Here is an 11,834-nt window from a genome sequence, read left to right as displayed (position 1 = left end):
CCTAAGCCTTCCTGCTGAACGGGTCCTCCCCTTTCGCGAAGAGCTCGATCATCCAGTTTGTCATGCTCGAGGTGTCCTCATGCGTCTTCGGAAGATCTTTCCTCTCGACCCACTCGGCGAGGCTGAGCTCCCCTTCGTCGACCGTGAGCTCGTCCGAGCCGTCGAGCCTGGCGAAGAAGCCGACAAGCAGGGTATCCGAGAAGGACCAGGGCTGGTCCGTGACATAGGTGAGGTCCTTGACGGAAAGGCCGACCTCCTCTGCGATCTCGCGCCGGCAGCACTCCTCGAGCGTCTCTCCAACCTCGGTATAGCCGGCGACAAGCGCATAGTGCGTGATGCGTCTTCCGGCATACTTCGTGAGGAGGAGCCTCTCGCCGTCCACGATTGCGACGATCACGCCGATGTTGATGCGGGGATAGACGATGTTTCCGCAGGACGGGCAGACAAGCTCGCGGGAGCGCGGTGCATGGACAAGAGGGGCGGCACACGCACCGCAGTAGCGGTTGTGCTGCCGCCAGTCCCAGAGCTGGTAGCCCGTGATGGCAGCGAATGCCAGCCAGCGTGGCTCATAGAACCGGCAGCCTGAGACGGAGAGGTAGCGGAAGGATCCCTTGACCTCGACGAGCACATCGGTCGCAAGGAAGAACCGCTTGTCGTCGATCGAGAAGAGATAGACGCAGGAAGGCTTCCGTGCGTAGTCCGCAAGCTTCGGCAGCACGAGCTCTCCATCACGTTCCTGCGCAAGCATGCCCTTGCCGTGCACCCGCATGCTGTCTGCCCCTGTCCAGGACGCATTGGCAGCATAGTGGAGGACATAGTCTCCTGGTTCGGGATCGAGCGCCTTGAAGGCATTGTCGAAGACGTGCGGAGCGATTTCCTGAATCATGGATGCTTCTTTTCTGTGCCTCAGGCAAGCGCCGGCACGAGCGATATCAGGGGATAGAGGACAAGCGGCAGGAAGGCTGCCGGCAGGAGATTGGCTGTCTTGATATGGCAGATGTCCATCATATCGAAGGCAATGGCAAGAAGGAGGAGCGATCCTGTGACAAGCATCTGGGAGATGGTCGCATCCGAGAGATACGGCGCCACCGCTCCTGCAAGGATCGTGAGCACAGCCTCATAGGCAAAGACGCAGAGGCCTGAGGCCACGGTGCCCGAGCCGAGCGTCGCCGCCATGAGCATGCAGACGACGCAGTCAATCAAGGACTTCGCGAAGAGCGTCGATGCATCGCCTTCAAGGCCCGCCTCGAGCGATCCCACAATTGCCATCGACCCCACGCAGATGAAGAGCGTCGAGGAGACGAAGCCCCGGGCAAAGCCGGGGCTTGCTGCCTTCTGCTCGGCAGGTGCCACCGGGCCGAGCTTTTGCTCCACCCAGGAGCCGAAGCGCGAGATCAGAGCGTCGAGGTCGAGCGCATGGCCAAGAGCGCCGCCCAAGGCAACCGAGAGCGTGATCGTCACGACCGACGCGTCTCTCATCATCCCTTCCACGGCGACCAGAATCACGCAGAGCCCCATGCCCTTCATCAGGAAGGTGCCGAGGTCCTCGGAGATCCGGCTCCGGAATGTGAGGCCGACAAATGCCCCGCCTGATGCCGCAAGGCCATTCACGAGCGCACCGAAGAGATTCACTGGTTCGCGCCATTCCCTCTGAGCTTGCCGGGAATGAGGCCGAGGCGCACGCAGGCATTCCAGACGCCGTCGTGGTCCACATCGTCTGTCACGTAGTCGGCAAACTCCTTCACCTCGGGGTTGCCATTGCCCATAGCGATGGAGGTGCCGACGACGCCGAACATCTCGAGGTCGTTGCCGCCGTCTCCGAAGCAGATGGCATGCTCGGGAGGTATTTCGTAGTGCCTGAGCATGCGGGCCACCGCCCTGGCCTTGCCGCCGCCGAGCGGGAATGCATCGACGAAGTTCGGGCTCCAGCGCGTGAGCTTCAGATGCTTCGTGTTCTTGGTCACGATGTCGGTCTTGCCGGGTCCCAGGAAGATGTTGAGCTGGATGATATCGTGGTCGAGCGCCTGGTCGATATCCTCTGTCGGCATATCGATATTGGCTGCCTCGAAGGCACGCTCGAGGAGCTCATCGCGTCCGCTCACATAGCACTTCGTCGCCTCCATGAAGGCGCAGTTGTAGAGGCCCTGGTGCACCTGGTCGACGACGACCCTGATATCGTCGGGGTCGATCGGCTGCTGGAAGATCACGCCGTAGCGGTTCAGGACGAACTGGCCATTGAAGAGGATGAAGGCCTCCATGTCCTCGATATCGATCATATCGACCTGATAGGGAGGGCGTCCTGTCGCAAGGAAGCACTTGACACCTGCCCGCTTGAGCTCGTGCAGCGCCTGCTTCGTCGATTCCGGTATCTGGTGCGTCGCAAACGACAGGAGCGTTCCGTCTGCATCGAAGAATGCTGCCTCTACCGGCTCTGTCCTCGTCCAGCTTGGCATGGTCTCCCCTTGTCTCTCGTGGTCTCCCAGAAATCCTACGACTGCCTTGTGAGCACAGCGCCGTGACCACCGAGAATCTGCCAAACCCCCGGACCAAGAAGGCGGATCAGATACTTGCGCTCGGCACGGGCAAGATCGGGGACCGCATCCACACGGGTGAGCAGGAACGGTGCCAGGCGGTTGAACTCGGACTGGGGACGCGTCTCTCCGTGGATGTTGATGAGGATGTCGCCCGAGACGCAGAGATGCTGCGTCCGGTCGATGAGGACGGTCTCGCCCTTCACATGCCCGCCCTTCCCCTCATAGACCTCGAAGGAGAAGGGGGCGAAGTCGAGCGTCACAGGGTCTCCGTCTGCATCGACGCAGCGGGCAATAGGCTCATCTGCCCCTTCGGGACGCTTGCCGAGGCTCTCGAAGAGCTCCGCCGCGGGCGGCTCATAGCGGCTGAAGAGGTTTGCAAGCCTCGAATAGGCAAGGCCGCGCGGGTCGCGCTCGCGCCAGTCGGGACGTCCCTCGCGCTGCCGTGCATAGTTCTCGATCACATGCTCTGAGGCAAGGGCATGGGCAAAAAGATTGATGGCACCCGAATGGTCCGCATCTCCGTGGCTCAGAAGGACGGTGCCCTCGCCCGGCTTCCAGCCCGGGCAGAGCGCCTCGATCTCGCGCGCCAGCTCGTCTCTGTAGACCGCAAAGCCAGTATCGACGAAGAGCAGGCCTTCGTCGCCGAAGAGGATCCAGGTATCAGAGCCGCAGGGCGGCTCAATCAGGGCGCACTGGGCTCCGCCTGGCGCCGTAAAGCGCGTCGTGCGCACCGCCTCGGCGTACCCGTCTCCCCGGTAGCGCTCGATCCTTTCTGCGAACTGGCGCATGTAGTCGAACGGCTTGAACGGGTCTGCACTCGTCGTCTCGAGGACCTGGATGAGCCTGTTTGCGTTCACCATGACCCGCTTTGCCTGCGCCTCCGTGAAGCCGCAGATCTTCGAGATGTCCTTCGCGAATGGCTCGTAGAAGAGCGTGTTGTCGATCAGGTAGCCTTCGCGCCCGAACGGCAGCTGCCGGCAGGGGCAGATCCTCTGTACCTCGTCGAGGAAGACCTGGAGACGTGCCGGATCCTCCACATAGAGGCCGGCGCGCACGATCTCTGCACCCGGCAGCTCAGGCTCAGATACAAGGGCATCCAAGGCGGCACCCACGTGGTAGTCCTTCGCACGGGCATTGAGATAGGTGAGCGAGAAGCCGTAGCGCTCGCAGAGCTCGAGGAAGGGTGTCAACGCCCCCTCTGCATCGGGCAGCTCGAACTCGAGGAGGACGACCCTACCCCAGAGCCGCTGGCCGGCAAGCACCCTGCGCTCCCTGAGCTCGGCTTCTGCTGCATCGAGGGCCTCTTCCTCCCCCTCCGCCTCGATGAAGAGGGTATGGACATCGATGACCTTGTTGTAGCTCACACGCTTGATATCGAGGCCATGGGCCGCGAAGAGCCGCTCCTGCGCCAGGAAGGACCCAGGCCTGTCGTTGAGCGCGAGCACGAATGAACGATGCATGCTGAGATCCTCCCGGTCAGCCGAAATACGTGTGGCCGGCGCCGAGCACGCCTGCCTCCTGGGCCGTGAGCCCGTCGCTCTTCTTGAGGCAGCGCCTGTTCACCCAGGACTCCTTCCATCCATAGGAGAGCTGGGACGCTGGAGGCACATCGATCGTCGTATAGCCATAGGCATTGATCACATGGGTGCCGGATGCAAGCACGCGCTCCCTCTTGAAGTCAGGGATATAATTCGCATGCACGTGCCCATGAATGTGGTAGCGGGGATGCCAGCGCTCGACGAACTCATCGAAGCACTCGAATCCCTGATGCGGCAGGTCCTCGAGGTCGCCGACGCCGCGCTCCGGCGCATGCGTGAGCAGGATATCGAGCCCTCCCAGAAGCCTGATCTGGGGGTCAATGCGCCGGATCTGCCGTGCCATCTCGCGCTCCGTATACATATACTTGCCGTCCCGGTATTTCCGGGAGCCGGCAAGACCTGCAATGCGGATGCCCTGGTAGACATAGACGGAGTCGTCGAGGCAGATGCAGCCTCCCGGTGCCGACTTCCTGAGCTTGTCATCGTGGTTGCCATGCACATAGAGAAGCGGCCTGTTCAGCATCGTGACAAGGAACTCGAGGTAGTCGGGATCGAGGTCTCCTGCAGCAAGGATGAGGTCTATGCCCTCGAAGCGGCGCCTGTTGAAGGAGCCCCAGAGCACCTTCTCTTCGACGTCGGCAATAGCAAGGATGCGCATCCCTCACGCACCTTTCTGGGTGTTCTGAGGCACTTCGGGAAGCGAGCTTTCGGCCGGCTTCCAGTCCCCAGGAAGGCCGCCCCGCACATTCTGGCAGAGCCAGTCGCAGGAGACGATGTCGGACGGCGCAAGCTTCGTGCCGTCGATCGTCCTGCCATCCTGGAGCGCGATCTCGCCTGCAAAGGGCTCGAGGGTCCGGGCCTTGATATCGTGCTCGAGGAGCCCGACAAGGCGCTTCGAGGACTCAGGAAGTCCCGGCGCGAGCACGATATCGATCACGCCGGAAGAAAGGCCATACCAGTAGCTCACAGCCTGGGCATCTCCTGCCGGCTTCGGCAGCTCGAGCCTGCCGTCTCCATCCTGGAGTGCCGGCGGAAGCGCCCCCTGCAGCATGCTCCTCATGATGAGCTCGTAGTAGCGGCCCCAGTGCCAGACCGGCACGGCGAGGTTGTGGACGTGGCCCTCCTCGAGCGTGAAGAGGCCGAAGGCAGAGGGCTCGCCGACAGGGGCTGTCACATCGTTTCCGGAGATGAGCGGAGCCCCCTGCCATTTCTCGAGGTCTGCCTGGAAGAACTCTGTCTGCTCGCCGCGCTTCGACCAGGAAAGCAGGACCTCTGCCGCAGGGTCGACAAGGGCTGCTCCGAGCGCGAAGGCATCAATCTCCGATACTGTGCCGAAGATCGGGACATGGGCATGGTAGAGGAGCCTGTGATCCTCGGAGAGGCTTGCCGCAAGCGCACCGAGCACGAACTTCGCCTCATACATGCGCCCATAGTAGGAGCGCACCGACTGGTGCGGCAGCGTGATCGAGCAGTTCAGGAAGCGCACCTCGGGGTGCATGACCGCTTCCTTCACGGTTGCCTGCATGAGGGTAGGAGACGTCGTGAAGACGATGCTCGCTCCCTGGGCAACGGCGTCCTGGATGGCTCCAGCGACTGCCGTATCGTCCGAGCAGCCCTCATAGGCAAGCGTCTCGACGACGCCGGAGAGGCGCTCTGCCATCTCCTTCCTGCCTTCCTCATGCGCACGCACCCAGGCAGACTCCGCTGCTGTCTCCTCGTGGATGAAGGCAGCGATGACGGGCTTCTGGCTGCCTTGCGGCAGGCGCCCGAGAACATGGGAGATGAGGCTCCGGGGAGCCACCTTCGGCCCGTCCACGAGCACGACCGGACCTTCCTCGCCGTCGAGCGTGGAGCCCTGGAAGACAAGCTCCTTCCAGATCCTCTGGATGCGCTCGAGCACGATCTGGGACGGCGTCTCGAGGAGATTGTCCTGGCCAAAGAAGGAGAGATAGATGAGGAGGGCATCCGACGCCGTGACATCGAGGTGCCAGCCGCCAGCACGCAGGAACATCTCCTCGAAGAAGTAGTAGGTGCTCCTCAGATAGTGCACACGCTCATCGGGCCAGGGATGCTCGAGGTCCTCGCCGAAACAGGCAGCAAGCTTCGCATAGGAGCCTTCGCGGGTGAAGTCGATCTCGAAGAGCGGACATACCTTGAAGAAGGCAAGGAACTCGTTGTAGGTGCCATCGGCCTCGCTCGGGACCAGGCGTGTGACCTCAGCCTCGATCGTCTTGGCACCGAGGTACTTCATGACAGAAGTGCGCTTGTTGCCTTCGAGCACATAGAAGCGGTGCAGGAACTCATAGACCTTGATCGGATCGCGGAAACCTTCTGTGACCTGTATGTCATAGAGGTGCGACCACTTCATCGCGAACTCGGAGTTCTGGGGCAGGATCGGAAGGAACGTGCGCGAGAACGCGACCTGGCGGCCTTCCGTACGGGTGCCCACGACCTGCGAGAGCGGAATCTCGAACGTGCCGAGCGGCTTCTCGCCGGCAAACGACTCCTCGCCCGTGATCGAATCGAGCGCTGTCAGATAGGGATGGCGGCCCTGCGCCTGCGCCCTCCTGCAGTCGCGCTCGCCCTGCTTCATCGCCTTGCGGTAGTTCTCGTCCACGCTATCACCTCACGCACGTTCTCATAGCCCTTATACTATACGGTTTTAAGGTCCCGCTATTTCTTCTGTCCGGAACGTTACAGAGTCTCATGCAAACCCTGCCTATTTGCTACCCTTTGAGTGACAGCCACGTACGGAAGGATCTACATGCCAGATGAATTCACCGCTTCTGCAGAAGAGCACGCAAAGCTCGATGCCCTCAAGCAATATCTTCAGGAGCTCGGATCGGTCGCCGTCGCCTTCTCCGGAGGCGTCGACTCGACGTTCCTTCTGAAGGTCGCCCATGACACGCTCGGCGACAACGCAATCGCCATCACCGCCCGCTCCGAATCCTTCCCGATAAGGGAATTCCACGAGGCAGAGGACTTCTGCCAGAAGGAAGGCATCCGCCATATCTCTGTCGCCTCGGAGGAGCTCGATATCCCCGGCTTCAGCCACAACCCGACGAACCGCTGCTATCTCTGCAAGAAGGAGTTCTTCTCGGAGATCCTTCAGAAGAAGGACGAGGAAGGCTTCTCCTATCTCCTCGAAGGCTCGAACATGGACGATGAGGGAGACTACCGCCCCGGCCTCAAGGCCGTGGCCGAGCTCGGCGTGAAGTCGCCTCTCCGCCATTCCAATCTCTGGAAGCAGGAAATCCGAGACCTCAGCCACGAGATGGGCCTTCCGACCTGGCAGAAGCAGTCCTTTGCCTGCCTCTCCTCCCGCTTCGTCTACGGCGAGGAGATCACGCGCCAGAAGCTTGCCATGGTGGACAAATCCGAGCAGTTCCTGCTCGACCTCGGCTTCCACCAGCTCCGCGTGAGGATCCATCAGGAGGGAAAGACCGGCGCCATCGCCCGCATCGAGGTTGCACCCGATGAGCTCCAGAAGCTCCTTGACTTGAGGCTCGAGGTGGCAGATGAGCTCAAGAAGATCGGCTTCTCCTATGTGACGATGGACCTTCTGGGATACCGCACAGGATCCATGAACGAGACGCTCGCTGCAGAAGAGAAGGCGTAAGAGATGGAACGTGCAGAGCTCAAGGCCCTTCTGGCCGAGGTCCAGGAAGGCACCGTCTCGATAGACGATGCAACCGCCAGGATCGGGGAGGCACCGCTTGTCGACCTCGGCTACGCCGTGCCCGACCTTTCCCGCGGCATCCGCCAGGGAGCGGCCGAGGTCATCTACGGCGCCGGAAAGACTGCCCCACAGATTGCAGGCATCGCGGACGCCCTCATGGATGCCGGCGAGAAGCGCATCCTGATCACCCGGCTCGACGAGGATAAGGCCGAAGCTGCGAAGAAGCTCCTGCACGACAGCAGCGCATTCCGCTATGAGCCCACCCCACGTCTCGGCATCATCGGCAACCCGCCTGCGCCTGACGGCCAAGGCACCGTCCTTGTCCTTGCTGCCGGCACGAGCGACCTCTACTGTGCAGAGGAGGCAGCCGTGACAGCCGAGATGCTCGGGAGCGAGGTCAGGCGCGTCTACGATGTCGGCGTTGCCGGAATACACCGCCTCCTTGCCCACACCGACGATATCCAGCATGCAGCGGCAATCATCTGCGTTGCCGGCATGGAAGGGGCGCTTGCCTCCGTCGTGGGCGGCCTTGCCGCCTGCCCCGTCATCGCCGTTCCCACAAGCGTCGGCTACGGCGCCTCCTTCGGCGGCGTGGCAGCGCTTCTCTCCATGCTCAACTCCTGCGCAAGCGGCGTCTCGGTCGTGAATATCGACAACGGATTCGGGGCAGGCTATCAGGCGAACCTCATCAATCATGTAGGGAAGTAGGCTGAGCTATGAGCAACATGCTGTATCTGTCCTGCGAGACAGGAATCTCCGCAGACATGGTCGTAGGCGCCCTCCTCGATCTGGGCGCAAACCAGGAAAAGCTCGAGCAGGCACTCTCGAGCCTGCCGCTCGATGGCTATAAGGTGAAGATCTCGAAGAAGCAGGTCTCAGGCATCGTGGCCACCGACTTCGATGTCGAGCTCGACGAGGAGAGCCACGACCACGACATGGCATGGCTCTATGGCGACCTCGACGGCGAAGACGGGCACGAGCATCACCATCACCACGATCATGAGCACGAACACGAGCATGGTCACGACCACCATCACGACCACGAACATGAACACGATCATGAGCATCACCACATGCACCGTGGCCTCGCCGAGATCGAATCCATCATTGATGCGGGCGAGCTCACGCCGCGTGCAAACGAGCTTGCAAAGAAGATCTTCCGCATCGTCGCCGAGGCAGAATCTCATGCCCACGGCGTGCCCGTCGAGGAGGTCCATTTCCACGAGGTCGGTGCTGTCGACTCCATCGTCGACGCCGTGGCAGCAGCCGTCTGTGTCGACGACCTTGATATCGAGCGGACGTATGTGGGGCCGCTTGCCGAGGGCACAGGACGCATCCGCACGCAGCACGGTGTCCTCTCGATTCCGGTGCCTGCTGTCGCAGATATCTGCGAGAGCCACAGGCTCGCACTTGCCACGACAGAGCGCAAAGGCGAGCTCGTGACGCCGACTGGCGCCGCGATCGCAGCAGCCTTGAAGACCGAAGAGGCGCTCCCCTCCTCCTGGAAGATCCTTGCTTCCGGCATAGGATCTGGCAAGCGCGACTACCACCCCGTGAGCACCGTACGTGCCTACCTCATCGAGTCTCAAGATGCCCCGAAGCAGAAGGCCGCGACAGAGAATGCCTGCGGTGGTGCTGGCACGGTCTGGAAGCTCGAGTGCGAGGTCGACGATGCGACAGGAGAGGCCCTTGGCTACGCGATGGAGCATCTCTTCGATGCCGGCGCCCTCGATGCGCACTTCCTGCCCGTATTCATGAAGAAGGAAAGGCCCGGCTGGCAGATCCAGGTCCTCTGCACCGAGGAGAAGCGGGAAGCCCTCGAGCGCATCCTCTTCGAGGACACGACGACCATAGGAATCCGCCGCTATCCCTATCAGAGGACGACCCTCCCCCGCCGCATCGAGACCATCCAGGCCGAGATCGGCCCTGTCAGCATCAAGATCGTGACGATGCCGGACGGCACCGAGCGCACCTATCCCGAATACGATTCTGTCGCCGCGCTGGCAAAGGCGCAGGGACTCCCATTCCAGATGGCATGGAGGCTTGTGCTCAAGAGCCTCGACGCCTAGAGGCCATCTTCTCAGAAGCGCTCACACGAGCCGGGAGAGCATCTTCGCTCTTCCGGCTCTCTTCTTTCTGCGGGAGGCCCTCAGGCTGCCAAATGCTGCGCAGCATCCTGAAGCCTCCTTGAACAATGACGGGAGAAAGGATGGGGCGAGGCCACACCATTCCCGGCCAGCCGCATCCATCACATCCTGCTCGGAAGGGGGGAATCATGAGGAGAAGCGCAGAGCCAAAGCATCTGAAAGAGGCCGATAAGCCGAAGGCACCGAAGAGCATCCTGGCAGCAGCAACCGTTGCTGCATCTGCAGGCGCACTGATCATGACGGCGACGCCGGCTCTCGCAGAGGAGTCCGCATCTGAAACCGCGCCTGCGAAGGATACAGCTCAGACCGAGACGGCTGCCACCACGACCGAGTCTGCCAAGCAGACACTCGATGAGGCAACGGCAGCGCACGACAAGGCAGCAGCAGATGCTGCCACCGCGAAGCAGGACCTCGCGGATGCCCAGGCCCAGAAAGACCAGGACGCCTACGACGCCGCTGCCGAAAACGAGCAGAAGACCGCCGATGACCTCAGGAGGGCACAGGCTGACCACGATGCCCAGAAGGCAATCGACGATGCCGTAAAGCAGATCGACAACGCGCAACAGCCTGAGGGCACCATGAGCGACGCCTACGCGCCGAAGCACATGGCTTCTGCAAAGACAGCAAGCACGACTGCAGCCCAGCCTGCGGCCGCAGCAAGCGCAGAGGCCCTGCCGAACACCTCCGACACGAACGATATGGCAGGCGCCGGTGCAGCAGCCGCTCTCGGTATCGCTGCCATCTTCGCCTCCCCGCGTCACCGTCGTCACGCGGAGTAGCCCTTAGGCTTCTCAAGCCTGACGCGGTAGGTATCTGAACATGAAGCCGCCGGGTCCGCTTGATGCGGTACCCGGCAGCTTTTTTCATGGCGGAGGGTCTGCTCTGTCTCTCTTGTGGGGCCAGAGCTCCTACAGCTCCGGCTTTCCCCCTGCCGCAAGCTCAGCTTCGACAGCCCGTGCCTCGGGCGACGGCATGAGCTCGGTGATGAGCATCGAGACGAAGATGAAGGCAAAGCCCACAAAGAGCGTGAGCGTCAGCGCCTCATAGCCGAAGAGCACCGAGAAGAGGACACCGAAGACACTCTCGAAGGAAAGGAAGAGCGCCGCCTCTGCAGCAGGCACATGCTTCTGGCCGATATTCTGGGCGACCGTAGCAAGGCAGCTCGAAGCAATCACGAGATAGGCCATCTGGAGCCAGAAGTCCTGCGTGAAGGCAGAGGCAGGAGGCAGGGGCTCCGTCAGAAGGCCGCCGATAGCGCAGACGATTGCATAGGCGCAGAACTGGACGACCGTGAGCGTGATGGGATCCTCATCCTTTGCCAGGCAGGCATAGGAGGCAATCTCTGCGGCAAAGAAGCCGGCAGAGACAAGCGTCAGGATATCGCCCCAGGAAAGCGAGAGCGAAAGATCGTCTCCCAGCGAGAGGAAGCCAAGACCTGTCACGCAGAGCATTGCCGCGACCACGTTGTGGATGGCAGGCCTCTTCTTTGCGAAGGCCCAGTAGAAGAACGGCGTCATCACGCAGTAGATGGCCGTGATGAAGGCATTGCGTCCCGGCGTCGTGCCCAGAAGGCCGATGTTCTGCACGAGATAGCCGAGGCCATTGAGAAGGCCTGTCACGCCCCCCACGAAAAGATGGCTCCTGTCGAAGTTCTGGGCAATCCTCTTCCTGCAGATGAAGCCCAGGACAAGAGCGGCAAGGGAGAAACGGATGGCAAGGAGCCAGGAGGGCGTTACCGCATTGATGGCATCCTTCAGGACGACAAACGAGCCTCCCCAGAAGAGTGCAGCGGAAAGAATCAGGAGCTTGTAGACCACGGGAGGAAGCTCGCGGCGGGAAGTAGTCGGCATTTCATCACAACCAGACAGCATATGGCTTGTTCATTCCGTTGTAGTATACGGTAGATGCCGCACCTTCGGCTCCATGCCAGAGCGAA

The 11,834-nt window shown here is 61.6% G+C and carries 11 protein-coding genes; 4 read left to right on the top strand and 7 right to left on the bottom strand.

Annotated features, from left to right (window positions below):
- Position 1: 1 nt before the first annotated feature.
- From nudC to ABVS03_RS01545, 6 genes are read right to left on the bottom strand one after another with little or no spacing between them, the layout of a single operon-like run.
- Complete coding sequence (gene nudC / locus ABVS03_RS01570; RefSeq protein ID WP_368017747.1) at positions 2-886, bottom strand: NAD(+) diphosphatase; 885 nt, start codon at positions 884-886, stop codon at positions 2-4.
- A 20-nt stretch (positions 887-906) separates the two neighbouring features.
- The gene (locus tag ABVS03_RS01565; protein WP_368017746.1) at positions 907-1,632 is read right to left on the bottom strand and encodes a DUF554 domain-containing protein; all 726 of its coding nucleotides are present in this window, start codon (positions 1,630-1,632) and stop codon (positions 907-909) included.
- Positions 1,629-2,453: a Cof-type HAD-IIB family hydrolase gene (locus ABVS03_RS01560; protein WP_368017745.1), complete on the bottom strand. Its 825-nt coding sequence runs from the start codon at positions 2,451-2,453 to the stop codon at positions 1,629-1,631. The genes ABVS03_RS01565 and ABVS03_RS01560 overlap by 4 nt, the downstream gene beginning before the upstream one ends.
- A gap of 35 nt (positions 2,454-2,488) precedes the next feature.
- Positions 2,489-3,994 carry an MBL fold metallo-hydrolase gene (locus ABVS03_RS01555; protein ID WP_330971305.1) on the bottom strand — a complete coding sequence of 502 codons (1,506 nt, stop codon included), beginning with the start codon at positions 3,992-3,994 and terminating at the stop codon, positions 2,489-2,491.
- Positions 3,995-4,010: 16 nt separating this feature from the next.
- Entirely contained in the window at positions 4,011-4,730 is a 720-nt protein-coding gene (locus tag ABVS03_RS01550) for a metallophosphoesterase (RefSeq protein WP_368017744.1), read from the bottom strand.
- A gap of 3 nt (positions 4,731-4,733) precedes the next feature.
- Positions 4,734-6,689, bottom strand: a complete 1,956-nt coding sequence (locus tag ABVS03_RS01545) for a BMP family ABC transporter substrate-binding protein (protein WP_368017743.1) — start codon at positions 6,687-6,689, stop codon at positions 4,734-4,736.
- Between the two features lie 147 nt (positions 6,690-6,836).
- Here ABVS03_RS01545 and larE point away from each other — a divergent pair, with 147 nt between their 5' ends.
- From larE to ABVS03_RS01525, 4 genes are all read left to right on the top strand, one after another.
- Entirely contained in the window at positions 6,837-7,691 is an 855-nt protein-coding gene (gene larE, locus ABVS03_RS01540; RefSeq protein ID WP_330971302.1) for an ATP-dependent sacrificial sulfur transferase LarE, read from the top strand.
- Positions 7,692-7,694: 3 nt separating this feature from the next.
- Positions 7,695-8,459, top strand: a complete 765-nt coding sequence (larB, locus tag ABVS03_RS01535) for a nickel pincer cofactor biosynthesis protein LarB (RefSeq protein WP_368017742.1) — start codon at positions 7,695-7,697, stop codon at positions 8,457-8,459.
- Between the two features lie 8 nt (positions 8,460-8,467).
- Positions 8,468-9,820, top strand: coding sequence for a nickel pincer cofactor biosynthesis protein LarC (gene larC / locus ABVS03_RS01530; protein WP_368017741.1), 1,353 nt, complete (start codon positions 8,468-8,470; stop codon positions 9,818-9,820).
- Positions 9,821-10,026: 206 nt separating this feature from the next.
- A complete protein-coding gene (locus tag ABVS03_RS01525; RefSeq protein ID WP_368017740.1) occupies positions 10,027-10,677 on the top strand; it encodes a hypothetical protein in 651 nt (216 codons plus the stop codon).
- Positions 10,678-10,806: 129 nt separating this feature from the next.
- On the opposite strand, the gene ABVS03_RS01520 is transcribed toward ABVS03_RS01525, so the two are convergent.
- Positions 10,807-11,748: a DMT family transporter gene (locus tag ABVS03_RS01520; RefSeq protein WP_368017739.1), complete on the bottom strand. Its 942-nt coding sequence runs from the start codon at positions 11,746-11,748 to the stop codon at positions 10,807-10,809.
- Positions 11,749-11,834: the final 86 nt, after the last annotated feature.

Origin of the sequence: Olsenella sp. AGMB03486, from assembly GCF_040884255.1 — a bacterium.
In the GTDB taxonomy this organism is placed as follows: domain Bacteria; phylum Actinomycetota; class Coriobacteriia; order Coriobacteriales; family Atopobiaceae; genus Olsenella_L; species Olsenella_L kribbiana.
The sequence above is the reverse complement of the archived record's forward strand: the minus strand, read 5'-3'. Positions and strand labels throughout refer to the sequence as shown.